Annotated in this window: 22 protein-coding genes and 1 tRNA gene; 9 read left to right on the top strand and 14 right to left on the bottom strand. The window is 49.1% G+C overall.

From position 1 onward, the window contains the following. Positions 1–5: 5 nt before the first annotated feature. Both ACY0JR_RS11535 and ACY0JR_RS11530 read left to right on the top strand, forming a co-directional pair. Positions 6–1,154: an NTP transferase domain-containing protein gene (locus ACY0JR_RS11535; protein ID WP_462634241.1), complete on the top strand. Its 1,149-nt coding sequence runs from the start codon at positions 6–8 to the stop codon at positions 1,152–1,154. Positions 1,155–1,740: 586 nt separating this feature from the next. Further along, positions 1,741–2,991 carry an erythromycin esterase family protein gene (locus ACY0JR_RS11530; RefSeq protein WP_462634240.1) on the top strand — a complete coding sequence of 417 codons (1,251 nt, stop codon included), beginning with the start codon at positions 1,741–1,743 and terminating at the stop codon, positions 2,989–2,991. 63 nt (positions 2,992–3,054) lie between these two features. Here ACY0JR_RS11530 and ACY0JR_RS11525 read toward each other — a convergent pair whose 3' ends face one another. After that, entirely contained in the window at positions 3,055–3,948 is an 894-nt protein-coding gene (locus tag ACY0JR_RS11525; RefSeq protein ID WP_462634239.1) for a cyanophycinase, read from the bottom strand. 321 nt (positions 3,949–4,269) lie between these two features. Here ACY0JR_RS11525 and ACY0JR_RS11520 point away from each other — a divergent pair, with 321 nt between their 5' ends. The 5 genes from ACY0JR_RS11520 (at position 4,270) to ACY0JR_RS11500 (ending at position 9,671) form a co-directional block, all read left to right on the top strand. Then, positions 4,270–5,133: an SDR family NAD(P)-dependent oxidoreductase gene (locus ACY0JR_RS11520; RefSeq protein WP_462634238.1), complete on the top strand. Its 864-nt coding sequence runs from the start codon at positions 4,270–4,272 to the stop codon at positions 5,131–5,133. A gap of 183 nt (positions 5,134–5,316) precedes the next feature. Next, positions 5,317–6,486, top strand: a complete 1,170-nt coding sequence (locus tag ACY0JR_RS11515) for a Gfo/Idh/MocA family protein (RefSeq protein ID WP_462634237.1) — start codon at positions 5,317–5,319, stop codon at positions 6,484–6,486. Positions 6,487–6,797: 311 nt separating this feature from the next. Beyond that, the gene (locus ACY0JR_RS11510; RefSeq protein WP_462634236.1) at positions 6,798–7,934 is read left to right on the top strand and encodes a sensor histidine kinase; all 1,137 of its coding nucleotides are present in this window, start codon (positions 6,798–6,800) and stop codon (positions 7,932–7,934) included. Between the two features lie 59 nt (positions 7,935–7,993). After that, positions 7,994–8,422 (top strand): response regulator, encoded by a 429-nt coding sequence (locus tag ACY0JR_RS11505; RefSeq protein ID WP_462634235.1) that lies wholly within the window; start codon positions 7,994–7,996, stop codon positions 8,420–8,422. Positions 8,423–8,663: 241 nt separating this feature from the next. After that, a complete protein-coding gene (locus ACY0JR_RS11500) occupies positions 8,664–9,671 on the top strand; it encodes an L-dopachrome tautomerase-related protein (protein WP_462634234.1) in 1,008 nt (335 codons plus the stop codon). A gap of 83 nt (positions 9,672–9,754) precedes the next feature. Here ACY0JR_RS11500 and ACY0JR_RS11495 read toward each other — a convergent pair. The 9 genes from ACY0JR_RS11495 to ACY0JR_RS11455 all read right to left on the bottom strand — a co-directional run bounded on the left by ACY0JR_RS11495 (position 9,755) and on the right by ACY0JR_RS11455 (position 18,042). Continuing rightward, positions 9,755–9,844, bottom strand: a tRNA-Ser gene (locus tag ACY0JR_RS11495). A gap of 75 nt (positions 9,845–9,919) precedes the next feature. Next, positions 9,920–10,993: an asparaginase gene (locus ACY0JR_RS11490; RefSeq protein WP_462634233.1), complete on the bottom strand. Its 1,074-nt coding sequence runs from the start codon at positions 10,991–10,993 to the stop codon at positions 9,920–9,922. 4 nt (positions 10,994–10,997) lie between these two features. Further along, positions 10,998–11,759, bottom strand: a complete 762-nt coding sequence (locus ACY0JR_RS11485) for a TatD family hydrolase (protein ID WP_462634232.1) — start codon at positions 11,757–11,759, stop codon at positions 10,998–11,000. A 90-nt stretch (positions 11,760–11,849) separates the two neighbouring features. Next, positions 11,850–12,941 (bottom strand): glycosyltransferase, encoded by a 1,092-nt coding sequence (locus tag ACY0JR_RS11480; RefSeq protein ID WP_462634231.1) that lies wholly within the window; start codon positions 12,939–12,941, stop codon positions 11,850–11,852. Between the two features lie 3 nt (positions 12,942–12,944). Next, entirely contained in the window at positions 12,945–13,580 is a 636-nt protein-coding gene (locus tag ACY0JR_RS11475; protein WP_462634230.1) for a polysaccharide deacetylase family protein, read from the bottom strand. Positions 13,581–14,225: 645 nt separating this feature from the next. Further along, entirely contained in the window at positions 14,226–15,449 is a 1,224-nt protein-coding gene (locus ACY0JR_RS11470) for a PP2C family protein-serine/threonine phosphatase (RefSeq protein WP_462634229.1), read from the bottom strand. 201 nt (positions 15,450–15,650) lie between these two features. Continuing rightward, on the bottom strand, positions 15,651–15,908 hold the full coding sequence (locus tag ACY0JR_RS11465) for a hypothetical protein (RefSeq protein ID WP_462634228.1): 258 nt from the start codon (positions 15,906–15,908) through the stop codon (positions 15,651–15,653). After that, positions 15,905–17,032: a glycosyltransferase gene (locus ACY0JR_RS11460; RefSeq protein WP_462634227.1), complete on the bottom strand. Its 1,128-nt coding sequence runs from the start codon at positions 17,030–17,032 to the stop codon at positions 15,905–15,907. Before ACY0JR_RS11460 ends, ACY0JR_RS11465 begins: the two co-directional genes overlap by 4 nt. Beyond that, positions 17,032–18,042 carry a lysylphosphatidylglycerol synthase domain-containing protein gene (locus ACY0JR_RS11455; RefSeq protein ID WP_462634226.1) on the bottom strand — a complete coding sequence of 337 codons (1,011 nt, stop codon included), beginning with the start codon at positions 18,040–18,042 and terminating at the stop codon, positions 17,032–17,034. Before ACY0JR_RS11455 ends, ACY0JR_RS11460 begins: the two co-directional genes overlap by 1 nt. Here ACY0JR_RS11455 and ruvC point away from each other — a divergent pair. Continuing rightward, positions 18,034–18,606, top strand: a complete 573-nt coding sequence (ruvC, locus tag ACY0JR_RS11450; protein ID WP_462634225.1) for a crossover junction endodeoxyribonuclease RuvC — start codon at positions 18,034–18,036, stop codon at positions 18,604–18,606. The two genes, ACY0JR_RS11455 and ruvC, sit on opposite strands and share 9 nt — an antisense overlap. A 172-nt stretch (positions 18,607–18,778) precedes the next feature. Here ruvC and ACY0JR_RS11445 read toward each other — a convergent pair whose 3' ends face one another. Continuing rightward, on the bottom strand, positions 18,779–19,171 hold the full coding sequence (locus tag ACY0JR_RS11445) for an HIT family protein (protein ID WP_462634224.1): 393 nt from the start codon (positions 19,169–19,171) through the stop codon (positions 18,779–18,781). A gap of 11 nt (positions 19,172–19,182) precedes the next feature. Continuing rightward, positions 19,183–19,656 carry a transcription elongation factor GreA gene (greA, locus tag ACY0JR_RS11440; RefSeq protein ID WP_462634223.1) on the bottom strand — a complete coding sequence of 158 codons (474 nt, stop codon included), beginning with the start codon at positions 19,654–19,656 and terminating at the stop codon, positions 19,183–19,185. Between the two features lie 266 nt (positions 19,657–19,922). Between greA and ACY0JR_RS11435 the strand changes: the two genes are divergently transcribed. Then, on the top strand, positions 19,923–20,849 hold the full coding sequence (locus ACY0JR_RS11435; RefSeq protein WP_462634222.1) for a Ppx/GppA phosphatase family protein: 927 nt from the start codon (positions 19,923–19,925) through the stop codon (positions 20,847–20,849). A 71-nt stretch (positions 20,850–20,920) separates the two neighbouring features. Here ACY0JR_RS11435 and ppk1 read toward each other — a convergent pair whose 3' ends face one another. Together ppk1 and gyrB are read right to left on the bottom strand one after the other, a co-directional pair. Continuing rightward, complete coding sequence (gene ppk1, locus ACY0JR_RS11430) at positions 20,921–23,023, bottom strand: polyphosphate kinase 1 (RefSeq protein WP_462634221.1); 2,103 nt, start codon at positions 23,021–23,023, stop codon at positions 20,921–20,923. 160 nt (positions 23,024–23,183) lie between these two features. Continuing rightward, entirely contained in the window at positions 23,184–25,139 is a 1,956-nt protein-coding gene (gene gyrB, locus ACY0JR_RS11425; protein WP_462634220.1) for a DNA topoisomerase (ATP-hydrolyzing) subunit B, read from the bottom strand. Between the last annotated feature and the right edge of the window lie 664 nt (positions 25,140–25,803).

The raw sequence follows: 25,803 nt of genomic DNA, 5'->3' as shown, positions 1-25,803 counted from the left end.
ATACTTTGAAGGATCATAAAAAACACAGCGCCATTGCCAGGCCTGGTTACGGAAATTTTAGTAGGGTGGAATGGGCTTTTCTGGGTACTGACTGCAGCACCATAAAAGCCCTTGCTGATACCATCATACGGGGCCTGGCAGATGAATATATCTGTGGGTACGTAGATGCGCAGCATGTCAAAGACCAACAGGAGCCTGGTTTGCCGGGCTCATTGGGGGCGGGTGCAACGTTGGAATACACAGACCAAATTGCGTTTCATCAGTTTCACTACCAAAAACCTTTAAGCACCTTCCAGTTCAGGCAGGCATTCTCAGAAATGGACGCGGTTTTGGTGAATGGCAATCACCAGGAAGCGAAGGCCCAGGTGGTGATCATTGATGAGAAAAAGAGAGCTTCTTTGCAAAAAAGGCTTTCCCAACTTACCAATGTGCAGCTGATTTTACTGGTAGAAAATTCAGACTCCGTTTTTGATTTTGTGCAGGAAGCCATGCCTACCTGGCAAGAACTGCCCGTCTTTCGTATACACGAAACAGACAGAATCATCTCCTTTTTCCAGAAACAGCTCAAAAACGCAACACCGGTTTTGAACGGGTTGGTACTGGCGGGCGGGCAAAGTCTAAGAATGGGCCAGGACAAAGGAGCCATTGCCTGGCACGGGAAAGAACAGCGGTATTATATGGCAGACCAGTTGCAGGATTTATGCAACCAGGTCTTTATCTCCTGCCGCGCCGACCAGCAGGCTACCCTGGAAGACGGCTACCATTATCTGCCAGACACCTTCACTGGCTTAGGACCTTATGGAGCCATCTTGTCTGCCTTTCGGGAGCAGCCCGATGCAGCGTGGCTGGTGGTTGCCTGTGATCTTCCGCTGCTTGACGCAAACACCTTACAATATCTAGTAGGGAACCGATCTGTTTCTGCCCTGGCTACTACCTTTGAAAGTCCGCATGACGGTTTCCCTGAACCCTTGATCACTATTTGGGAGCCGAAGAGCTACCCAGTTTTACTCTCATTTCTGGCCCAAGGCATTACCTGCCCCAGAAAAGTTCTCCGGAATAATGAGATCCAAATGTTAAAGCCGCTCAACCCAGACGCGCTTTTAAATGTGAACACTCCTGAAGAGTTAGAGAAAGTACAACAGAAAATAGCGTAGAGCGTCATAAATAAACATCTTCTTAACTGTAAGTCAGCCATCCCACTATTCACAGGTAGACAATTTTCAAACGTATTGCTGTATAGATCGTTAAACAGAGGAGAGCAATAAACCATTAAAAATAAGCTACTTATGGAAGAAGGAAGTGAAATTTTCCTGGGTCTTGGCATAATCGGACTTTTAATTGGGGTAGTAAGCTTTGTGCTGTATATCTGGAGCGTCATTTGGGCTTACCGGGATGCGGAACGAAGAGGGAAATCAGGCATTTTGGTTGCTATTCTGGTAGCCTTTGTTGCCTGGCCACTCGGGTTAGTCATATGGCTACTCTTCAGGCCAAGCGGGTACCACTCAAATGGGTACTGAGAAACATTTTAAGAACAGGCGATTCATCACACCAACTCTTCCCAATAGTCACTGATGAGATGAATCGCCTGTAACCTTGATGCTTAACCTGTACTATCCTGCCAATGTAGTGTGCGTTAAAAGATACGTTCTTGTTGTAAGCACCTCTACCCACCTAAATTCTTTCCCAATGGCAGAAACTACCTCAAAAGATAAAACGGGCCTAACTAAACATTGCCTTCCCTTGCAGAACACTCAGGATTTGGACCCGCTCTTGGAGCGAATTGGAGATGCCAGGTATGTGTTGTTGGGAGAGGCTTCGCACGGAACGCATGAATACTATACCTGGCGGGCCGAAATCACCCGGCGACTGATCCAGGAGAAAGGCTTCTCTTTTATTGCCGTGGAAGGTGACTGGCCAGATTGCTTTGAAATAAACCGATGGGTAAAAGGCTACCCAGACACCCCTGAATCCATCACCGACGTGCTAACCCAATTTGACCGCTGGCCCACTTGGATGTGGGCCAACTGGGAGATAGCGGCGCTGTCTGAATGGCTTCGGAAATACAACAACAACCTTTCCAAAGACAAGCGCATCGGGTTCTATGGGTTAGACGTTTACAGCATGTGGGACTCCATGAAAATCATAGTAGATTACCTGGAAAAAGAAGACCCACAGGCCGCTGCCTACGCCAAGCGCGCCATAGACTGCTTTGAACCTTATGGCGAGGAAGAGGCTTACGCGTCTGCTTTGAGCCGGATGAAGCCCAATTGCCGGGAGGCGGTGCTGCAATTATTACTGGAAGTTCGGCAGAAGGCCGCCCAATATAACCACGCCCCAGAAGCGGGTTTGAACGCTGAGATAAATGCCTTAGTGGCTGCCAATGGAGAGAAGTACTACCGGGCTATGTCTGCCTTCGGGGAAAATTCCTGGAACGTACGGGACCGGCACATGGTAGAGGCCCTGAACACCCTCATGAACTACCACGGACCAGATGCGAAGGTGATTGTCTGGGAACACAACACGCACATTGGAGATGCCCGCGCCACTGATATGGCCGCCGATGGAGAGATAAACGTAGGACAACTGGTGCGCGAACAGCATAAACCCGAAGAAGTGGTGCTGGTTGGATTCGGGTCTTACGAGGGCTCAGTGATTGCCGGCCGGGCGTGGGATGCTCCCATGGAGGTAATGAAAGTGCCGCCTGCCATAGCAAAAAGCGTGGAGGAAGTCCTACACTCGGCCTCGCCGGAAAATAAGTTGTTAATCTTTGATCAGCAGCCTGCCTTAAAAGAATATTTCCAGGATTGGATGGGGCACCGGGCCATTGGCGTAGTGTACCGGCCAAACCAGGAGTACGGCAATTATGTGCCCACCAAATTAGCGGCCAGGTATGATGCCTTTCTGTTTATAGATAAAACCAAAGCCGTGCATCCGTTGCACTTACAACCTACCGGACACAAAACCCCTGAGACGTTTCCCTTCGGGATATAGGTTCGTTTTGATACCATTCCTTTCTGGGCTATTTTCAAGAAAACAGTCCAGAAACAGGTGGCTTCATTGTAGTTGGAATCTTTGGTAAGAAGGAACCACGTACGTTTCCTGGTTCCCCAACATGTGCATCTTTAGCCCCTTGGCTGTAAAAGGCTCCCCGTTTCCAATGTCGTAAATATTAGTCTCGGTAATGCCCATACCATCCACAATGGTCACCAGGCCACTACCTAGCACCTCCACGTTTCCGCCTTGGGTTACAAAGATGGCAGTGTCCTCTTCCAGTCCTATCCCAATGCACTCTGGGTTTGTACAGATAGCCTGAGACAAGCGCACAATACGGCCCCGGGTTAAAAAGTGGGTATCAATGGCCACATTTTTAAGAAACTCCAAACCGGTGGTCACGCGCACATCGCCCTTGATGTAGCCCCCCTCAGATTCTCCTTCGTAAATCATGGGTGTAGACATTGCCGCGGCCCCGGCGCTGGTACCGGCTATGATAATATCTGTAAAGGCGTAGGCTTCTTTCATGGCCACTAGCATCTCAGAGCCTCCATAAATTGCGGTAAGCCGAAGCTGATCTCCTCCGGTGAACATGATACCGGCTGCCTTGCGCACCAGTTCTACATATTCTGGCTTATTGGCGTCCAGACGGGTGCGCACATCTGCCACCTCCACCTGCTTGACCCCTAAACTATGGAAAACGTCTAGATAGTCTTTGGAGGTTTCTTCAGGTATCCGCGACGCGGTTGGAATCACCACTACCAAAGGATTTTCTCCTTTAAGCTCATCTACAAATCGCTTCAGGATCTGTTCGTCTACAAAATTGATGTTATGGGCCTTCTTCCGGTCGGGCTCCTCCCCTTTGTTCTCCTTTCCGCCTATGATCAAGAGTCTACCCCGGGGAATTACTCGCGTGGCCTGTGAATTGGGAATTCTTTCTCGTTTTTCCTTTGCCATCTTTCAGATATTTATTTGGGTTTACAACTGCTTAATAAAAGGTGCCAAAGCTTTCAATGATGAAGTTCATCAAAGTACTTTCCACTACCACTTACCTGTTATGTGGTATTTAGTTGTATGATGAATAAGGTATTGCCACAATTTATCTTAAAATACTATAAGCCTATGGTATAAAAGCAGCACCTCTGCACTCTCTATTTTCCGGCTGTTTTCGTGAAAGAAGTGAGAAAACACAAAATAGCTTTGTCCCCGTAAAAGTAAAGCGAAAAAGAAGTGGAGGAATAGCTTACGTAAAATCAGGTACACCCAAAAAGCATTAAAATGGGAAATAGATTAGCAGGCAAAGTTGCCATTGTAACCGGCGGCGGTGCCGGAATAGGAGAAGCCATTTGTAAGAAGTTCGCGAAGGAAGGCGCTAGCGTAGTAGTGGCCGGATTACCCGAAGACCCAGTAGCAGAAGTGGCCAAAGAGATCATGACGCAAGGCGGAACAGCCATCCACTTCACCGGAGACTTGTCTCTCTGGCCGGTGGCCCAAAGCTGCGTAGAACTGGCCGTAAAACAATACGGCAAACTGGACATCCTCATCAACAACGCCGGGGTGTTCGTGGAAACCAATTTGTTAACGGATTATACAGAAGAGGCCTTTGATTACATGATGAAGAACAATGTGAAGACGACCTTCCTAATGTCTAAGGCTGCTTTACCCGAGTTACAGAAAACAAAGGGCAACATTGTCACCGCCGGGTCTGAGGCCGGGGTGTTAGGAATTCCGCAGAATGCTCCTTACGGTGGCACTAAGGCGTTCAACATCGCTTTTACCAAAGGACTGGCGGCCGAACAGGCAGCTTATGGCGTGCGCTGCAACGTGGTTGGCCCCGGCCCCATTGATACCGCCTGGACCCATAAGGAACTTGGGCCCATGGACGCCAAAATGGAAAAACTGAACAAACAAGCCAACCTGCTAGGCCGACGGGGAACCCCAGAGGAAGTAGCGAACGTGTACTTGTTCTTGGCCTCAGACGAAGCCTCTTTTATCACTGGTGCGCTCTATATGGTAGACGGCGGCATCACCATTGCCAAAGGTCCGGCGGGAGATGAGGCAGATTCTTCTTTCAAACAAGAGCCGGAAGGCGAACTGGACCTGAACCATTCCAAAGAGGGACACACGTCCATCCGTAAGTGATACATTGAATTCAGTAAACCATCAGATAGCGGGAAAGTGCCTGTACGGCAACCGCTATCTGATGCCTGAATGCATCCATTTGTAGCTCCCGCGAGGTTTCAAATGAACGTTTTCAGATTCTTTCCACTGGAGTTCCACTACAAAATTGTTTCCTTTCTTCTCTAAGTTGCCCATTCCCCTCCTATGAAAACAAATGACGATTTTCAGAATAATAGCCGCCGCACTTTTCTCAAAGGGCTAACCTTTACCATTGGTTCTTCCATCATAGGCTTCCCTCTGTTGTCCTGTGGTTCTGAACAGACAACTAATACAAACTCAAAGGAACAACCCAATGGTAACGGTAATCAAAACCGGAAACTGGGAATGGCGTTAGTAGGCCTCGGCGGATACAGCACCAACCAGCTTGCCCCCGCCCTGCAGGAAACTAAAAACTGCTATCTGGCTGGCATTGTAACAGGCACCCCTTCCAAAGCCGAAGACTGGAAAGCCAAGTACAACATTCCGGACAAGAACATTTACAACTACCAGAACTTTGACCAGATAGTCAATAACAAAGACATTGACATAGTGTACATCGTCTTGCCCAACGCCATGCACGCTGAATATACCATAAGAGCCGCCAAAGCCAAGAAACACGTCATCTGCGAAAAACCCATGGCTACCTCGGTCGCAGACGCGCAACGCATGTTGGAAGCTTGCCGCCAGAACAACGTACAGCTAGCCATTGGTTACCGACTACATTTTGATCCCTTTCACCAGCGGGTGATGGAACTGGGGCAGAAGCAATTGTTTGGAAAAGTGCAGAGCATTAAGGCCCATAATAGTTTCGTAATGGGCGGAAGATCCTCTGAAAATTGGCGGGTAGACAAAGAGCGCTCTGGCGGCGGACCTTTGATGGACATGGGCATCTACTGCGTGCAAGCGGCGTGCTACACCCTAGGGAAAGCCCCCATTGCCGTGACGGCAAAGTTCGGGGAGGTGACCAGACCTGAATTGTTCAAGGAGGTAGAGCAATCCATCAGCTGGAAAATGGAGTTTGAGAATGGCGTTACCGCAGAGTGCCACAGTAGTTATGATGAACGGGAAGATTTCCTGGAGGTCAAGGCAGAGAAGGGTTGGTGGCGCGTAGGACCAGCCTTTGGGTATGAAGGGAAACAAGGCGAAACCAGCCAGGGTAAGATGAACTACCCCAACATCTTTGAACAAGCCCTGCAAATGGATGCTCAAGCCCAAAGTTTCCGGAACAACAAACCATCCATAGTGCCAGGTGAGATGGGCTTGCGCGATGTAAAGATCCTGATGGCCATTTATGAATCTGCCCGGTCCGGAGGAAAACGAGTGACTATAGCTTGAGATGACTCTTTTCTAGGCTGTTTTGAAATAAAAACGGGTAAACTGGGTCAAAATGAACTTTCTCAGTAGACCGCTCTGCCAGGACTAAACTGAATCTTATTTAACCCGGCTAAATGGTTGAGAATTTTATACTCTAATGTTTAGAAGTAAAGAAGTTGGCTAAAGGGAAGCCCAAGACATTGCACTGCTTTATTTTCTTCATTCACAGAGTTTGCAATGCCTAATCTAAGTGTTTTATCACCCGTGAGCGTCTGGCCAAGACTAACCTTTATAATTCAATTTAGTAGAAGAATTGGATTGGTTAATTTAATATGGACACACACCCACTAGCCAGGCGCTTACAAACCACTTTCATTAATCAGGTTAAAGATTATGCCATCTTTGCCATGGATACCAATGGCATTGTTGTAACATGGAATGAGGGGGCGCAGCGCTTAAAAGGTTATTTTGAAGAAGAAGCAATAGGTCAGTTTTATGGAATTCTGTTTCCAGATGAGTATCAGCAAGCAGGTAAACCAAAAGAAGAAATAGATATAGCTTTGAAAAATGGGGTATATGTAGCCCAAGACTGGCGTAAACGGAAGGACGGCTCCCTTTTCTGGGCCGATGTCACCCTAACCCCTATCTATTCTGAAGACGGCCAGCATCTAGGCTTTACCAAAGTCACAGGCAACATCACTAAGCAAAAAGAGTTGCAGGACTCTCTGGCTGAACGCAGAAACGCTTTGAAAGAAAAGAATGCTGAGTTGCAAAAGATTAATCTGGATCTGGACAACTTTGTCTATACTGCCTCCCATGACCTACGCTCCCCAATCACTAACATTGAAGGATTGATGATGTTATTGAAAGATGAGTTAATAGATACCAATTGCCTTAGTGCTTCCACTGAGAATATGTTGGAACGGGTCATGAATTCAGTCAACAGATTTAAGCGCACCATTGAAGATCTAGCTGAGATCAGCAGATTGAAAAAAGATGCCGTTGATAGACTTGGAGAGGAAATCATCAGTGTAAAGGAAGTCTATGATGATATTATGGCAGACCTCCAATACCTGCTTAAACAAAACAGGCATTTCATCAAAACTGATTTTCAGGTAAACCAGCTAAAGTTTTCCAGAAAAAATTTTAGAAGCATTTTATATAACCTGATAAGCAATGCCATTAAGTACCAATCTCCTGAGCGGGACTGTATTATTGAGATTGAAACCCTATTAGAGGGTAATTTTGTGCTGCTAAAAGTTCAAGACAACGGCTTGGGCATGGACAAAAGTCATTTAGACAATGTATTCACAATGTTTCAGCGTTTTCATGACCATGTTGAAGGCACAGGCATTGGGCTCTTCATGGTAAAACGGATAGTGGAAAATGCCGGAGGTAAAATTGAAGTAGAAAGCGAAAAAGGAGTTGGCACTGAATTCAGGGTTTACGTTCTCGCAGATCTAATATAAATAGGAATTTGGCTTCCTTCAAATTCTATATTTGCAGCATAGTCATAAAAGACAATTGTATGGCAGACCAATACTCAGGTAGCGCAGATTCAAATAAAACCCTACAGGCAAGCACCTTCATGGTGATAGATGATGATGAGGATTGGATCTTCATCTCAAAAAGAATCTTGAAGAAGGCCGGGGTAGAAAAAGATATTATCACGGCCAAAAATGGGTTAGATGCCTTAGGTAAGCTGCAAACTTTAACGCAGCAGGCAGATAAGTTACCAGACGTGTTATTACTGGATATAAAAATGCCTGTCATGGATGGTTTTGGCTTGCTAGAGAAAATCACGCAAGAAAATGAGTTTGATCTGAGCCATACCAAAATATTTATGTGCAGCAGTTCAACGAGCTTCCTGGATAAAGAAAGAGCCAATAGCTTTCCTATTGCGGGTTTTCTTACCAAGCCCATTACAGTAGAGGATCTGCAAAGTGCGCTACAGTAGATTTCGGTAGTACCACGCCTCTCCGCTTCCCTTTCCAAAATTCAGTAAACAAGACGAACAACCATTCTATTTAGGGGCTATTTTCTTTGAATCAGCCTAAAACAGGATGGTTGTTTTATTTGATAAACTAATCAGGGTTTCTACTTCTCAAAAAATTGCAGCCCAGATATAGCTGAAGAAGATAGTCCCTCCAACCATTTCCCTTTTCTTAAGTAAAAACAGAGGTACTTACATCTAAAACATGGCCTCTCATAATCTTACCAAAGTTGCCACTTTTCAAGGTGTTCAAATCACAGGTGTGACTATCAGCCAAAACGGAAGACTGTTCGCCAATTTTCCTAGATGGCATGAAAACCTGCCGTTCTCAGTAGTGGAAGTAATGGCAGACGGGCAGTATAAGCCATACCCAGACGCCTCCTGGAATACCTGGCATGGGCAACCAGAAGAGAATACCTTTACCTGCGTACAGTCTGTGGTAGCGCATGAAGACTCTTTGTTTGTACTGGACCCTGCCAGTCCTATGATGAAAGGTGTAGTAGGCAACGCCATGCTCTATGAGTTTGATCTGAAGACCAATACCTTAAAGAACGGCTGGACTTTTGACAAAACCGTTGCGCCCGAGAAATCTTACCTGAATGACTTGCGCATAGACCAGGAGGCTGGCAAAATCTACATCACTGAATCTGGTATAGGCGCCATTATTGTCCTGGATCTGAAAACCGGAGTGCCTAGACGCTTGCTGGATGAACACCCTTCCACCAAATCTGAAGACATCTGGCTCACTGTGGAGGGCGAGAAATGGGTGAAAGACGGCCAGAAGCCCAGTATGCACGCTGACGGGATTGCCCTCTCCAATGACAGGCAGTACCTCTATTATCATGCCCTCACCGGCTACACTTTATACCGTATTCCCACGCAAGCCTTAAATGATGAATCCTTAGACGCCGCCGCATTGGCGGCGAAGGTAGAGAACCTGGGCAAAACTCCTGCTCCAGATGGAATGATGTTTGACAAAGCAGGCAATCTTTACCTTGGAGACCTAGAAAACAATGCCATCGTGCGCAGAACCCCTGAAGGTGAACTGAATACCTTTGCACAGGCAGATGAAATTAAATGGCCAGATACCTTTACCATTGATACACACAACAATTTCTACTTTACCACCTCCCGCATTCATGAGGCCGTTGGTGATATTTCAGAATTAGAATTCCATATATTCAGGGTTCCAATTGCTTCGTTTGAAGCTTAAGCCAGAAATACTTACCTGAAAGAGTCCGGTATAAAACAAAAAATCCTGTAAGCTGGTGGCTTACAGGATTTAAGTTGTTCATCTGGCGGAGAGGGAGGGATTCGAACCCTCGATACCGTTACCAGTATACACACTTTCCAGGCGTGCTCGTTCGACCACTCTGACACCTCTCCGTGATCTCCGTTTTTCGGAATGCAAAGAAAGCCAGAAGCAGCGGCATTTGCAAACCTAAAACAGTCATTTTTTACTTAACTGCGGCGAGTCATTTCACCTCTCAGGTCTTTTTCCAGCATCGCTACCTTTTCCGGCTGCGTAAGGTTCTGAGCAAGAACAAACATGAGCTTGGTCACGGCCGCCTCGGTACTGATGTCTGAACCACCAATCACCCCCATTTCTTTGAGATAGAAGCTGGTTTCGTACTGCCCTTGGTGCACTTCCCCTTCCTCGCACTGGGACACATTCAGAATAGTGATGCCGCGGTCAACCGCTTCGCGGAGCAGTTTCAGGAACCAAGGGTACGTGGGAGCATTTCCCGCGCCAAAGGTTTCCAGCACCAGCCCCTTCAACCCCTTGGCTTTGAGCATTGCTTCAATCAAAGATTTATTGATTCCGGGGAAAAGCTTTAAGACCGCCACCTGGCTTTCCAACTCCTGGTACACTCGCAAAGGTTCTGTAGGCGGAGGCAAAACCACCGAACTGTTGTATTCAATATCAATCCCCGCCTTGGCTAACTGCGGATATTTACCCGAGTGAAAAGCGTTAAAATGTCTGCTTTCTACTTTGGTGGAACGGTTCCCGCGCAACAGCACCGTGTTAAAGAAAATAGAGACTTCCGGCACCAGCGGTTTTCCTGAACGGTACGCCGAGGCGATCTCCATGGCTGTAATCAGGTTACGGCGGGCATCGGTGCGCATACGGCCAATGGGCACCTGGGCACCCGTGAAAATGACCGGTTTTCCTAAATTCTCCAATAAAAAGCTCAATGCCGAGGCACTGTAAGCCATGGTATCTGTGCCGTGCAGAATCACAAAACCATCGTACTCATGATAGTTGACCTGAATGACCTGAGCTAGTTTGATCCAATGCTCTACCCCTATGTTAGAAGAATCTATGGGTGGATCTAAACTGAGCACGGTCAGCATCACCTTGAATTGGCGCATCTCGGGCACCCGGTGAATCACTTCACTAAAATCGAACGGCACCAGGTGCTGGTCTTCTTTGTCAGAAACCATTCCTATGGTACCACCGGTGTAAATAAGCAAAATGGAAGCCTCAGGATCGCGCGGAGCCGCCGTATTGATATTTACCTTTAGAAACTTCATAGTATTAGGCAAAGAGGTTTTTCGCGTTGGCCGTGGTGGTCGCCGCTACTTCATCTAAGGTGATTGACTTGATTTCTGAAATCTTATGTGCCACATACGGCAGATAAGCGGGTTCATTGCGTTTGCCCCGTTTGGGGACCGGTGCAAGATACGGACTGTCTGTCTCCAATACTATGTGTTTTAGATCAATTGCCTTCAGTACAGGTTCAAGCCCGCCGTTTTTAAAGGTACTTACGCCGCCAATGCCCAAAAGGAAATTCTGATCTACAGCCGCTTGCGCTTCCTCCAAGGTACCAGAGAAGCAATGGAAAATTCCTCTGAGGGTACCTTCCTGCTGCTCTTTTATTATTTCCAGGGTATCCTGAAAAGCCTCGCGGGTATGCAGGATAATGGGAATCTGGTACTTCTTGGCCCAGCCGCATTGGATCCGAAGCGCTTCTTTCTGCTCAGGCACAAACGTTTTGTCCCAGTAGTAATCAAGGCCGGCCTCTCCTATCCCTTTAAAAGAACGCTTTTCAAACCATTGCTCCATCTGGTGCAGCACTGCTTGGTAGTCCTGGAAAACATGGCACGGGTGCAGTCCCATCAAGGCATGACACCACGGGTGCTGCTGTTCAATCTGCAACATGGTGTCAATGGAAGCAAGATCAATGTTAGGCATATACACCTCGGCCACCTGAGCTTCCCGGGCGCGTTGCAGCATCTCTTCCCGGTCTTGGGCAAACTCTGGCGAGAAAACGTGCGCGTGCGAATCTATGTACTTCATGAATAATATTCTGCTGATTCTGTTTAGGTCCTGTTATAACGAAAACAGGGTTGAAACGCAAAGGTACGCATTTTCAGCGCCTGCATTCACTCAATAGGTCCTGCCCTTCCACTTGATCTTGAACGGCAGAAAAAAGTAGACGAGTAACACCATGGTACTAACCAGCAGGTATACTTCCAGCCATAGCACATCGGTCCAGTTGGTTTTCCTATGCACGTAGGTGAGGCATTTATGCACGAACAGGCTCTGTAATACTAGTTTCCCCAGGAAGATGGTGAACCAAATCCCCAAAGAAGTATGGGCGAAAAAGGGTAGCCACACCGGGTAATACGAGGAATGTATCACGAACAACAGCAGCATGTACCAGGGCAGATGCACGGAGCCCCGCATCCAGCGGCGGCGTTGTTGCAGAAACGTACGTACATCCGGGGCCGGAAGAGAAAGGGCCAGCACTTCGGGTTGGTACACATTTTTGGCTTTGAACCCCTTGGAAAGCACCTGTTTGAAGAGTTGCACGTCTTCGGTGATAGAAAATGGGATGGATTCAAATCCGCCCACGGCTTTGTAGGCTTCTCTGGTCACCAGCATGTTATTGCCCATGGTAGAAACTGAAAGGTTCCGTTCGGCTACTACCTGCATGAGTCCTAGGTTATAAAACCAGTCCAGGGTCTGCAAACGGTCAAAAAATCGGCGGCCTTTGGTGGTGGTAATTCCCGTGACAATTCCGGTGCCGGGTGTGAGATGCCGAAGCAGGGTTTCTATCCAGTACGGTGGCACTTCAATGTCGGCATCGGTGATGAAGAAGATCTCTGACGTGGCTTGTTGGGCCAATTGGGCCAATACGTTGGCTTTGCCTTTGGTGCCTTGTATATCATGGAGAATGCCGTAGCACGAGACATACGGATGGGCTTGCCGGAAGGCTTCTACCAGGTGGCGGGTGTTATCTGTAGAGCGATCATCACCTACCAGCACCTCCAGGCGGTCTTTGGGGTACTTGAGTTGGTGAATCGCCTCCAGGCATTTCAGGATGTGCTTTTCTTCGTTTCGGGCAGCAATGAGGATACTGACTTTAGGGTAGCTGGTGAGCGGCGGCACCACCTTGGGTCTCCTATTCCACCACAACCCCAGCAGCACCGTGAACATGGCGAAATAGACAATCAGGAATCCAAGGGAAAAGAGCATCCGCTACAGGGTTTTGAAAGAATATCCCCGCTCAGAGAAGTGGCGCAAGAAGCGGGGTAACACATAACGCAGATTTCGCTCCGCCTTTAGGCTGTCATGAAACACCACCACAGAGCCGGGTTTGGTCACCGAGATGGCTTTCGCCAAACATTTTTCCGGTGACAGCGTGGCATCAAAATCATAGGTGAGGGTGCTCCACATGACAATCTGGTACTCTGGCTCCAACATACGCAGATGTTGCCAGGTCAGTTGACCATGCGGGGGCCTGAAGAGCTTCCTTTGGGTGATTCTCGCTCCTAATTTTTCCAACTCTGTTTGACATTGGTTCACCTGGTCCAGGTACGCCACCGGAGACAAGTTCCAGGCTTTTACATGCTGTTGGGTGTGGTTGGCCAACGTGTGTCCTTGAGCTACTACATGCTGCGCGATGTCTGGGTACCGATCCAGGTTCTCGCCCACGCAGAAGAAGGTCGCTTTGGCTTGGTAGGTAGCCAGTTGTTCCAGCACGAAAGGGGTGACTTCCGGGATGGGACCGTCGTCAAAGGTGAGGAAAATGGTTTTATCGGCCACGGGTCTCCTCCACCAAACTTTCGGGAACAGCCAAGGCAGAATAGGTGGGCTTTTGTGGAAACGCAGCACTCGTTAGGTTTAAGGTGATGTATTCTTTGGTTCCTTGGTTGAGTTTTGATTTGTAGCCAATTTCTTAAAATATGCCTGGAAACACAAAATCTTTGGGTTTATACAGGTTATCTGCGCTTTGGTTTGAGTCTGGAAATGGCTTCTTTGGGGGAGATTGGCTGGTGCATGCAGTTTGCTGTTCCCTTGGCTTTACGCTTTTAGCGTGAGCGCAAGTGCTTTATTGTTTCATCTTATGCGGTAAGCGCTCACGGCCGCGAGGCCCCGCCTTCCCCTCGCGCACTGCCCTTTCGGCCTCAGCCGTTCGTTTCTCTTGTGTTTTGTCTGTCTAGGGCCAAAAGCGAGGCGCACTCGGGAAAGACTGGAATTGGGGAAAGTAGCGGAAAGTTGTTTTTACCTTATATTACAAACCATGGTTCAAGTCTGCGACTTGGACCTACTATGTCCGGAAGTTTGCAACTTCCGTGAACCGAGAGCCCCAAGTGAAACATTATATCAACTATGCTATTTCGAATTTAGCAAACCGAACAGGGAGGGGGATGTTTACACCTGTAGATGATACGCATTCCTTTCCCCCTTCAAAGGCCCTTACACCTTAAAAAAAACAGACACTTCATTTGAAAGACAAGAACAGGTTTCCGGTGTCTTTTACTTAAAACGGCAGGAAAGTAGGGTGATGTCATCGTTGAAGGAGGTGCCGCTGTTGTAGGTGCTTACTTCGTGCAGCAACTCGCGGTGGATGTTGGTGGAGCTCACGTAGCGGCAATTCTGCAGGACTCTGAGGGTGTTCTCTACGCCGAACTCGGCATCTTCCTGGTTGAAAACTTCGGTGAGGCCGTCTGTGTAACAAAGCACCAATGAGTTATGCGGCACATGTACCTTGGTGACGGTTAAAAACGGAAGCTCGTCAAAGATCCCCAGCATGGTGGTGCCCTCGGTTAACAGGCGGTAGGTATTGTTCTCGTAGAGGAGAATGGATTCATTGTGCCCGGCACTTACGTAGCTGAGTTCGCGGGTGGTGGCGTTGTAAATACCCAGAAAACAGGTAATGAACTTCTCGGCGATCGCGTTGCGGTAAATGAGGTCGTTCAATTCACTGACAATGGTGTGCAGGTTGGTGGTTTGGCGCAGAATGGTGCGTAAACCGGCCTGAAAGTTACTCATCAACAGCGAGGCGGGCACGCCTTTCCCCGATACATCGGCGACGCAGAACAGGAACTGCTCTTTGTCAATGGGCACGTAATCATAGTAATCGCCGCCAATGGAAGAATGCGGAATATAGGTGGCGTGGATGGCCACGTCTTTGTTATTGGGCAAAGATTTAGGAAAGAGCATGTTCTGCACCTCGCGGGCAATCTCAATCTCTTTCCGCATGGCCTCCTGCGTGAGCCGGTGACGCTCCAGGCGCCGGTTCTCCATGGCCACCAGAATGATGTTGCTGAGGGTCTGCACAAAACTCAGGGCACCCAAAGTGGTGTAATAGGCATGCACATTGCCAATCATTACAAACGCCAGTATGCGGTTGTTGTGCATGATAGGAATGACAATCTCAAAGTCATACCAGCGGCTGTCAATGTCCAGATTGGCCAGGGTCGTGATTTCCCTAAGTTCAGTGATTGCCTCGGGAAGTTCCATTTCCTTGAAGTTGTGCTGCGTCCCGAAACTTACCTTGCATTCCCATTCCTCGTCAATCAGGAAAAGGGAAAGACGCCGGATATTGAGCTGCGCCAACAACGTGAAATGGTATATTTTGTACAGCGCTTCTTCTGGCAGATTGTTGTTGATGGCCTTGGTGATTTCCAACAACGCAGACAATTCCAACTTCTTCAGGTTCAACTCCTGCTCAACTGTAGGAAACTTCAATTCAGACATCTGTTCAAGCTATTTTGGGTTCATCTGTGTTAGAACCTTGGGCAAAGGTAAACAAAGTGTTCAAGGAACTTTGCACTGGGGAGTTTCGTGTAAACCGGCTACCAGTAATTTGAGCATCAGAAACCAGCGCTTTTCTGCGATTCAGATTACCGGATATTTTTGGCACCATTTAAGAAAAACAGGTCCAGACGACTATTGTTTTCACCTGGAATTGTGAGTGAGCAGTCCTTCTTTAGAAGCCAGAAAAAAGTAGTGAAGTCCTTCCCGTGCAAAATGATCTGGATCAAATGGCACCTCGGTATCCTGGTCGGGGAAAAGACACTTGATATAGTTCATACTGATCAGACCTCTTAGTGCTTCTCTGAGTTCTGGTTCTGGCATACCCAGGGTTTGCTGCAACTCCTGAAACGAAGTCACAAAGTAGAGTTCATCTAAGATGTCATATTCCTGATCTGTCATGCGGTGCTCAGTTGACGGCCTTTCCAGTGGTACTTTCCCCGTAGTCCCAGAAGGGCCGTAAAGACTATGTAGGGTACATACAACAGTTGTAATAACCACAGAAGCGAAAGTAAATGCTTTTTATCAAATAAGCCTAAAACCGCGTATAAAAGTAGAGTATCTGCGCCCATTTTTGTGGTTAATACGATGCCGAAGTACCACCATTCGCCCAAACCGAAGCCCGCCGCCAGCAAGGCGACCAAAATAGCAATATTCCCTCCCAGCACCACCAATGCCAGCACTTGTGAAGCCCAAGATTGGTAGTGCTTCCATTTACTGGCCCACCGCACCCGCTGGTGCAAAAACTGGGAAAGCGTGGCCGCTGCCGGTGTCTGCACAATGCTTCCCTTGGCTTTCGCAAAAGCTATTTGCCCCGTATACCGCTGGTGTATTTTGTGGAGCAGGAATTCATCATCGCCGGAAGGAATTTGTTCATTACCCTGGAAACCCTGCACCTCGTAAAAGGCCGCTTTCTCATAGGCCAGATTGGCTCCGTTGCACATGGTGGGCTTCTGTACGGCAATGGAAGCCGCGCCCACTCCTATCAAGGCCGAAAACTCCAGCGCTTGTACCCGCTGCCACAGAGTAGTCAATGGCATATACATGACTGGACCACTGATCAGTTTAGGTTTTTGGTCATGCCGCACCTGATTGAACGAGGCCAGCCATAGCGGAGATAAACGACAATCCCCATCGGTGCAGGCAATCCAATCGCCTTGGGCGTGTTGGATTCCGATTTCCACGGCGGCCTTTTTCTGCCTCTTTCCCGGAAAATCGCTTAAAAACAGCAAGGTAAGGTTTAGAGCGCTTTGTGTCTGGATCTGCTGCACCAAGGCCGGGGTACCGTCATCTGAATGGTCGTCTACCACAATCACTTCGTACCAGGAAGCCGGGTAATGCTGCTGCTCCAGATCCTTCAGCAAAGAGAGAATATTCTGGGCCTCGTTCCGGACCGGGATGATGACGGAAAAGAACGCAGCAGGCGTTTCACTTGACGTGGTAAAAGTGGGAAGTTGTCGCCAGGCAAGCCAGGCCCGCCCCACTACCAGTGCATACACGGCCACCAGAAACAAAGCCAGCAGCATCAACGGGAAGTAGAGAGTTTAAGCGGGAGCACAAAAATAAGCCCCAGGGCGCTGGGAAGGGCAATGTTCAAGGTCCACAAGGAAAGGCTGGCGCCAAGAACCAGCAAAGGGTCCTGCCCCATCAGCCCGAAAAAGTGCATGGCAGAAAGCTCCCGCATGCCAATATCAGCCAGCGCATTGATGGAAGGCACCACCGACTTTATCAAAAACGTGCCCGAAACGCCCCACACATATTGCTCCACGGAAAGGTGTACGCCAAACGCCCACAGCAATGCCATGAATTGCCCCATGAACACCAGGTACCGGGCTCCCGAAATAAACAAGATTTGCCTTAATTCGGCACTTGAAAATGCTCCTATTACCGAGAAGTAATGAACCCACCGGCGCAGAAACGTAACCCGCTCCAGCAAGCCAATGGCCCACTGAAAACTAAACAGCAGCGCCAAGGCCCAGCCATTGACCAACAGCAAAGCCAACGAGACGGAGATTCCCACTGGTGAGGCCAGCGAAACATAGTATTTGAACACGAAGTACGCGATTGCCCCAGATCCCATGAATACCGTGGCAAAAAGCTGGCACAAACGCCCCAACAGAATAGCACCAATGGCATCTGCCCTATCTTTGCGGTGCAGGGTGAGAATGCGGCCTGCATAGTCTCCCATGCGGTTGGGGGTCACAAAACCCAGAGTCAGCCCCACCAACACCGCCCGGTAGCCTTCCAGAAAAGAGAGTTTCTCAAACTTTCTGGAAAGGAATTGCCACTTTACCGCTTCTAAGCCCCAGTTGACCGGCAACAAGGCGGCGGCCAGACACAAGGGAAAACCGTTGGTAAACCAAATTTTACGGAGTGTCTCAAAAGAGAAGGTGCTGTGCGAACTAGCTTCCAGAATTGCTTGTCTCAGGTAATATAACGTCAGGCCGAAGACCAGCAGCTTTCCCAGCCCCACCAAAAGGCGCCGCGATACCAGCACTTTGCCGGATTGTTCGTAATTTTGCACTTCATGATTCATTCTACCGCAGTTCTTCCCAATAATAAATTAATCTTAGGTGTAGACCCCGGCACCAACGTCATGGGCTACGGCCTCATAGAGGTGAACGGCTCCAAAATAACGGTTCTTCAGTACGGCGTGTTGCAACTCAAAAGCTACAGCAACCACGCCGTGAAACTGAAGAAGATTTATGACAGCACCCTTCGCCTTATTACCGAGTACCTGCCCGACGAAATGGCCATTGAAGCCCCGTTCTACGGCACCAACGTACAGTCCATGCTCAAACTGGGCCGCGCCCAGGGTGTAGCCATTGCTGCCGCCCTCTCCCGCGACATCCCGTACGTGGAATACGCCCCAAAGAAAATAAAACAATCTGTGACCGGCAACGGGAACGCCTCCAAAGAACAGGTAGCGGCCATGTTACTGCAAATTCTCAAGATCAAAGAAGCGCCTAAATTTCTGGACGCCACAGATGCCCTGGCCGTCGCCCTCTGTCACCACTACTCTCAGGGAGCCAACCAGAAAGCCGGCGGCAAATCCTGGAAAGCGTTCCTGACCGAGAACCCAGACCGCATGGCGAAGTAGTTGTTAGTTGTCAGTTATTAGGTTTAGTTGTTAGAGCTTCTAAAAGTCATTCGCTCTGTTTAGGGGCTGTTTTCTGTAAAACAGCCCCTAAACAGAGCGAATGACTTTTATGGAGTATGTTAACTGGAGAATTCAGCTTCTCTACCGCAGTCTAAACACTAACAACTCACAACTAAAACGCCTGTCTAATCCGTTCGGCAATTGTTTCCATTTCTTCGGCTTCCAGCCGAAGTTTGGGGTTGCTGAAGTTCATATCTGAGATCTGATTGATGGGCACTAAGTGAATGTGGGCATGCGGAACCTCTAATCCGATCACGGCTACTCCTACTTTCTTGCACGGAATGGCGTTCTTCACGGCCGCCGCTACCTTTTGGGCAAACTTGTGCAAATCTGCCAGGGCATCGGTGTCCATGTCAAAGATATAGTCTACCGGTTCTTTGGGAATGACCAATGTATGGCCTTTCACCAGAGGGAACACGTCCAAAAACGCCAGAAAACGATCGTCTTCCAGAATTTTGTAGGCTTTTACTTCGCCGCTGATGATCTTAGAGAAGATGGTTTCCATGGGAAGAACGTTTATCGGGAGATTTCCAGGATTTCGAAACGTAGTTTGCCTGCTGGAACGGTGATCTCGGCAATTTCGCCCACAGATTTACCTAGAAGGCCTTTGCCAATGGGAGACTTCACCGAGATTTTACCCGCCGCCAGGTTCGCCTCTTCTTCGGCTACCAGGGTGTAGAGCATCTCCATGTTGTTGTTCAGGTTCTTCAGCTTCACTTTAGACAAGATAAGCGCCTTGGTCAGATCCAGGTTAGACTCATCAATGAGGCGGGCGTTTCCTAAAACTTCTTCCAATTTGGAAATCTTAAGTTCAAGATGGCCTTGGGCGTCCTTGGCGGCATCATATTCGGCGTTCTCACTTAAGTCCCCTTTATCACGGGCTTCCGCTAGCTGGCGGGCTACTTCGGCCCGGCCTTTCGTCTTCAGCTCGTGTAACTCTTCCTTGAGTTTCTGCAATCCCTCTGGGGTGTAGTAAGATACTGTTGCCATATTAGTAATGGGTTAGTACAATGATTAAAAAAGAAGAACGGCCTTCCTGTCTGGAGACCGTTCTTATGCTAAGGTATCACAATTTTTCTAAACTACATGCATGGGAACTATTATTTTGCTCTACTGCGGCAGGTCTGGAAACCTTTTCTGGGCTACCCAACACTGGGTTTCTTACGGCTGCTTTTCGCCGCCATTTACAGAAATAAGCTAAAAACTGCGGCTACTTTGCAACAAATAATGGCTTTTGGTGATATGTTTACAATTGTATGTCAGAAGCAACCGAACCCTTTCTAAAACTCGCCGCCATAGACATAGGCTCTAACGCGGTCAGATGCCAAATTTCCAACGTCTTCCGGTTTGAAGACCATACCCTCTTCAAGCGCGTAGAGTACATCCGCTACCCCATGCGGCTGGGCGAAGATGTTTTTGCTACCGGTATCATTTCCCGGCCCAAGGCCGAAAAATTCATTAAGCTGCTTCACGGCCTTTACCTCATCATGCAGGTACACGAGGTAGATGACTTCATGGTCTGCGCCACCTCGGCCATGCGCTCAGCGGCCAACGCACCCGAGATCATTGACGAAGTGTATGAAAAACTGGGTCTACAGATTCAGGTCATTGACGGGACTACGGAGGCAGACCTCATCAACATGGTCATTCGGCAGCAACTGGACGGCCAGAATTACCTGCACATTGACGTGGGCGGCGGCAGCACCGAGTTCAACATCTATGTGAACCGCATGAAGGTGGCTTCCCAATCGTTTGAGCAGGGTTCCATCAGGCACATGCAGGGCGATGAGTCCTTGGAAATGTGGCACAGCATGCAGAAATGGGTAACGGAGAAAGCCCGCATGCACCACATTGTCAGCGCTATTGGTACGGGCGGTAACATCAACAAAATCTATGAAATGGCGGGCAAAATGGGCGGCAAACCTATTTTCCGGCAACAGATTGAGGAAGTGGTGCAGCAGATTGCCAGCTATAGCATGGAAGAGCGCGTAAAGGTGCTCATGCTCAATGCAGACCGCGCCGACGTGATTGTTCCTGCCGCCGAGATTTACTTATCTGCCATGAACTGGGCCAATTTAGACTCCATGTTAGTGCCGCAGGTAGGCCTGAAAGACGGCATGCTCCAATCGCTCTATGAACGCCACCAGGGCGCCACCCAATTCCATTTCAAGCTAGATTCCTGAAAAACAGCGGTAAAACAGAACGGGGCAGCCATTGGTGAATGACTGCCCCGTTCTGTTTTACCGCTGTTTTGCTAAAAAAGGCAGGATTCCACTTCCACATCGGTGGAGAGGCGGTAGAACTCACGGTGCATGTTGAAGACCGGTTCGCCTTCGGCGGGTTGCCGCTTGATGTAGGAACCGTCTTCGCGCATGATATAGGAGTTGTGGTTGTCCATGAGGTTGTAGCGCAGAATGTTGGTGGCCTGGCGCTTAAGGTCTTCGTGCACAATGTAGAACAGGGCCTCAATACGCCGCTCAAAACTGCGCACCATGATATCGGCGGAGCCGCCCAGCACCTGCGGGTTCCCGTTGTTGTGGAAGTAGAAAAGCCGCGCGTGCTCCAGGTATTCCCCCACAATGGAACTGACCTGAATGTTCTCGCTCAGCCCTTCGCGGCCCGGCCGCAGACAGCAGATGCCCCGCACAATAAGCCTGACCTGTACCCCAGCCTGCGACGCAGCGTAGAATTCATCAATAACCTCTTTGTCTTCCAGGGAGTTGATCTTGATCACAATACCAGCCGGTAGCCCGTTCTCGGCGTTGCGCGCCTCCTGCCTGATGAGCTCAATCAACTGCTGGCGCATGTCTTTGGGCGCGGTAATCAGGTACTCATAGTTCTCTGGGTACGAGTGCCCGGTGATTACGTTGAAGAATTCAGACACGTCATGGCCGTACACGTCATCGGTAGTCAGCAAGCTGATGTCGGTGTAGGTGCGGCTAGTGGATTCATTATAGTTTCCGCTACCAATGTGCACATAACGCGTCACCTTCTCGCCTTCCTTCCGGATGATCATGAGCATTTTGGTGTGGGTTTTGTACTTGCTGATGCCGTAGATCACAAAACAACCGGCTTTTTCCAGCTTCTCCCCTTCCCGCAGGTTGCGCTCCTCGTCAAAACGGGCTTTCACCTCCAGCAACGCCGACACGTGTTTCCCGTTTTCGGCGGCTTTGAGCAAAGCGGCGGTCACACGGGAATTATCGGCTAGACGGTAAATGGTCTGCTTGATTCCCAGCACGTACGGGTCTTCGGCGGCTTTTTCCAGCAAAGTAACCACGGGCTCAATGCTGTTGTACGGGTGGTGCAGCAGCACGTCATTGTGCTTAAGGTACTCAAAGATATTCTCCATGGCCCCGGGCGGCAAGCTAGGAGCCGGAACCGGCGCCGGCGGGCGTTGTATTTTGTTTGCGAAGTGCGGGTGCCGTACAATCTGCCACAGCGCTTTCAGGTCAATGAGCCGATCTATGGAGAAGATGTTTCCGTTGTCAATGGACCACCTTTCCTTCAGCATTTTCATGACATACGGCGAGGGCGTGCGTTCCACCTCCATGCGCACCACACGGCCTTTCTTGCGGTTTTTGAGCTTTTGCTTTACTTCCTGCACAAAGTCCTGGTCCATGTCATCGCTTTCCTCCAGTGTGAAATCGCCGTTGCGCGTAATCCGGAACAGGTTCACCGATTCAATCTCCACGTTGCGGAAGAGTTTGTCCATGTTCCAGCGGATGATCTCTTCAATGGGCACGAAGATGATCTTGTTTTTGCGCGAGATTTCAAAAAAACGGTTCAGATTGCTGGGCACCTGCACAAAGGTAGTGCGGCTCTGCTGCTTTTCGTCTTCTGAGGTACGGGTCACCACGGCATAGATAAGCAATTGGTTCATCATGAGCGGGAACCCGTGGTAGCTGTCATACACCATGGGCGTGAGCAGCGGATAAACCGTGTTTTTGAAGTAAGAGGCAGCTTTAACCTGTTCAGACTCCGTGAGGTCCTCTACTTTGCAAATGTTGAAGCCGTGTTTATCAAAGTCTGATTTCAGCTCTTCGTAGGTCTGGCATTGATCTCCCACAAAGCGGTGCGCCAGGTCCAGCAATTTCTTCCGGAACGGCAGTTCCCGCAGCCCAGAGTAATCTACACGCTCTTTCCCGAAGTCAATGTAGTTGTACAAGCTACCCACTCTAATCATGAAGAACTCATCCAGGTTGGAGGCGGTAATGGCCAGGAACTTCATTCTGTCAAACAGCGAAGTCTCTGGGTTACGCGCCAGGTCCAGTACCCGGTAATTAAAACGCAACCAACTTAGGTCACGGCTTATGTAGTTACTTCTCCGGATTTGCTCCGACGCTTTGATTGAATTCATAGCAGGTGGTCAACTTCTACTTTTCTGTGCTTTTATTATACGTACGCTAGATTCTTTACGCCCGGTTCTTCTCTTGCTAAGTAACAGCATTCTACTTCCAAGCGCAATAGAAAAGCCTGCGTAAAGCAGGCTTTTCCAGGTTAAAATACTTATTTAATGCTTAAACGTCTACTTTGGCGTATTTCGCATTGCGTTCAATGAAATCTCTGCGCGGAGCCACCTCATCGCCCATGAGCATGGAGAAAAGGTGGTCTGCCTCTGCCGCTGACTCTACCGATACTTGCTTTAAGCTGCGGGTGTCTGGGCGCATGGTGGTTTCCCACAACTGCTCGGGGTTCATCTCCCCTAGACCTTTGTAGCGCTGTACGCCAACGCTGTCTTCTTTTCCCTTGCCTAGTTCGGCAATGGCTTCCAGACGGTCTTGCTCGGTCCAGCAGTAGCGCTCTTCCTTGCCTTTCTTCACCAGGTACAACGGCGGAAGGGCGATGTACACATAACCATTGTCAATCAGGTCGCGCATGTAGCGGAAGAAGAACGTCAGGATCAGGGTTCTGATGTGAGAACCGTCTACGTCCGCATCGGTCATGATGATCACTTTGTGGTAACGCAGTTTGGCCATGTTCAGGGCTTTGTCATCTTCCGGTGTACCGAAGCTCACGCCCAGGGCGGTGATCATGTTCTTGATCTCTTCGTTCTCGTAGATGCGGTGCTCCTGGGCTTTCTCCACGTTCAGGATTTTACCTCTGAGCGGCAGAATGGCCTGGAACTTCCGGTCACGGCCCTGCTTGGCCGATCCACCCGCCGAGTCACCCTCTACCAGGTACAGTTCGCAGTTTTCCGGGTCAGAATCGGAGCAGTCGGCCAGTTTACCAGGTAAGCCCGAGCCGCCCATTACGTTCTTACGCTGCACCATCTCACGGGCCTTGCGGGCCGCTAAACGGGCCTGCGCCGCCAGAATCACTTTCTGGATGATGATACGGGCTTCTTTGGGGTTCTCTTCCAGAAAACGGTTCAGAATCTCGCCTACCACGGTATCTACCGCGCCCATCACGTCTGAGTTACCCAACTTGGTTTTGGTCTGGCCCTCAAACTGAGGCTCCTGCACTTTCACCGAGATCACAGCAGTCAGTCCCTCGCGGAAGTCATCGCCCTGGATCTCTACTTTGGCTTTCTCCAGCATACCAGACCGCTCGGCGTACGCCTTGAGGGTACGGGTAAGCGCCCTCCGGAAACCGGCCACGTGGGTACCGCCTTCGTGGGTATTGATGTTGTTGACGTACGAAAAAATATTCTCTGTGTAAGACGTGTTATAGTTCAAGGCAATCTCCACGGGAATACCGCCCTTCTCGCTCTCCACGTAGATAGGATCTGGAATCAGATTGACTCTAGTTTCCTCTAAATAGGCCACAAACTCGCGCAGACCGCCTTGAGAGTAGAAAGACTCGCTCAGGTATTCGCCGGGGCTTACTTCCTCGCGCAAATCTGTCAGGTTTATTCTGATGCCTTTGTTCAGGAAAGAAAGCTCGCGCAGACGGCTGGCTACGGTCTCGTACTTGTATTCGGTAACGGTGAAGATGCTGGCGTCTGGCTGAAAATGCACAGTGGTACCGCGTTTGTCCGTAGTGCCAATCTCGCGCACCGGGTACGCGGGTACCCCTATGTTGTAATGCTGTTCGTACAGTTTTCCGTTGCGGTGCACGGTCACGTGCAGGTCAGTGGACAGGGCGTTCACGCAGGAAACCCCTACGCCGTGCAGACCACCAGATACTTTGTAGGAATCTTTGTCAAACTTACCGCCGGCGTGCAGTACCGTCATAACCACCTCCAAAGCCGAGCGGCCTTCTTTCTGGTGGAAGTCTACCGGAATACCCCGGCCATTATCTGAAACGGAAATGGAATTATCTGTGTGGATGGTAACGCTGATCTCGTCACAGTGTCCGGCTAAGGCTTCGTCTATGGAGTTATCTACTACTTCCCAGACCAAGTGATGGAGACCTTTTACCCCAATATCGCCGATGTACATGGCAGGCCGCTTACGCACCGCCTCCAAGCCTTCAAGCACCTGGATACTGTCTGCGTCATAGTCGGGCATGTTGTTTTGTTCGATGTCACTCATTGCGTTCTTCGCTGGATTATTAACATACAAAAATACGGAATTTTATCGGGTTTTGCCAGTTTCCACTCCTTAAATATAGTGCTACTTTAATTATTTATCGGACTGGTCTTCGGCCCTTAAAAACACGACCTGCCTCTCTTCTTTCTGTCCTGTTTTACAGAAAACAGCCTCTAAACGGCATGAGTATAGACACTCATTGAAACTGCACACGCTACAAGGTTTTTGGAGCTGTTTTACAGAAAACGGGCCAAAAACCTGTGAGGCCTCCAAGACCTCATAGGTTTAGAAAACAGGGAAAGCAATGGCGCGAGTCTCCAGACCCGTGCCTAAAGATGAAGCGAGTCTCCAGACTCGCCGGGAACCACCCGCTGGACTAAGTTCTCCAGTTTAAGCCAGAGGCCAAACGTAACCTACCTTGCTAGACGGGAGTTAGTTTACCATCACTTTTCCAAAACCACCTCAAATTCTACCATCCGGCATTACTCTTCTATCTTGCTTCTGACCAAACCAAAGCAGGAATTTTAGAAGACATTATTTGGTAACCTGGTTTATTTGCGGCTTCTACTGAGTTTTTATAGTTTTAAAAGACTCTAAGGCTGATAAACGTGTAGGTACAGGCGAATATTTGGCAAAATGGAGGTTTCTTCTTAAGTTTCCACCTCGT

The sequence above is a fragment of the Rufibacter sp. JT3400010 genome (assembly GCF_054956755.1).
Note: the sequence above shows the minus strand (reverse complement) of the source record. Positions and strands in the feature narration are given on the sequence as shown.

What these genes read in the sequence shown, in the direction of transcription:
- ACY0JR_RS11465 (WP_462634228.1), bottom strand. Translation starts at nt 15,908, where the DNA reads ATGACAGATCAGGAATATGACATCTTAGATGAACTCTACTTTGTGACT.
- ppk1 (WP_462634221.1), bottom strand. Translation starts at nt 23,023, where the DNA reads ATGAATTCAATCAAAGCGTCGGAGCAAATCCGGAGAAGTAACTACATA.
- gyrB (WP_462634220.1), bottom strand. Translation starts at nt 25,139, where the DNA reads ATGAGTGACATCGAACAAAACAACATGCCCGACTATGACGCAGACAGT.
- ACY0JR_RS11445 (WP_462634224.1), bottom strand. Translation starts at nt 19,171, where the DNA reads ATGGAAACCATCTTCTCTAAGATCATCAGCGGCGAAGTAAAAGCCTAC.
- ACY0JR_RS11435 (WP_462634222.1), top strand. Translation starts at nt 19,923, where the DNA reads ATGTCAGAAGCAACCGAACCCTTTCTAAAACTCGCCGCCATAGACATA.
- ruvC (WP_462634225.1), top strand. Translation starts at nt 18,034, where the DNA reads ATGATTCATTCTACCGCAGTTCTTCCCAATAATAAATTAATCTTAGGT.
- greA (WP_462634223.1), bottom strand. Translation starts at nt 19,656, where the DNA reads ATGGCAACAGTATCTTACTACACCCCAGAGGGATTGCAGAAACTCAAG.
- ACY0JR_RS11515 (WP_462634237.1), top strand. Translation starts at nt 5,317, where the DNA reads ATGAAAACAAATGACGATTTTCAGAATAATAGCCGCCGCACTTTTCTC.
- ACY0JR_RS11505 (WP_462634235.1), top strand. Translation starts at nt 7,994, where the DNA reads ATGGCAGACCAATACTCAGGTAGCGCAGATTCAAATAAAACCCTACAG.
- ACY0JR_RS11490 (WP_462634233.1), bottom strand. Translation starts at nt 10,993, where the DNA reads ATGAAGTTTCTAAAGGTAAATATCAATACGGCGGCTCCGCGCGATCCT.
- ACY0JR_RS11485 (WP_462634232.1), bottom strand. Translation starts at nt 11,759, where the DNA reads ATGAAGTACATAGATTCGCACGCGCACGTTTTCTCGCCAGAGTTTGCC.
- ACY0JR_RS11480 (WP_462634231.1), bottom strand. Translation starts at nt 12,941, where the DNA reads ATGCTCTTTTCCCTTGGATTCCTGATTGTCTATTTCGCCATGTTCACG.
- ACY0JR_RS11455 (WP_462634226.1), bottom strand. Translation starts at nt 18,042, where the DNA reads ATGAATCATGAAGTGCAAAATTACGAACAATCCGGCAAAGTGCTGGTA.
- ACY0JR_RS11510 (WP_462634236.1), top strand. Translation starts at nt 6,798, where the DNA reads ATGGACACACACCCACTAGCCAGGCGCTTACAAACCACTTTCATTAAT.
- ACY0JR_RS11525 (WP_462634239.1), bottom strand. Translation starts at nt 3,948, where the DNA reads ATGGCAAAGGAAAAACGAGAAAGAATTCCCAATTCACAGGCCACGCGA.
- ACY0JR_RS11460 (WP_462634227.1), bottom strand. Translation starts at nt 17,032, where the DNA reads ATGCTGCTGGCTTTGTTTCTGGTGGCCGTGTATGCACTGGTAGTGGGG.
- ACY0JR_RS11470 (WP_462634229.1), bottom strand. Translation starts at nt 15,449, where the DNA reads ATGTCTGAATTGAAGTTTCCTACAGTTGAGCAGGAGTTGAACCTGAAG.
- ACY0JR_RS11520 (WP_462634238.1), top strand. Translation starts at nt 4,270, where the DNA reads ATGGGAAATAGATTAGCAGGCAAAGTTGCCATTGTAACCGGCGGCGGT.
- ACY0JR_RS11500 (WP_462634234.1), top strand. Translation starts at nt 8,664, where the DNA reads ATGGCCTCTCATAATCTTACCAAAGTTGCCACTTTTCAAGGTGTTCAA.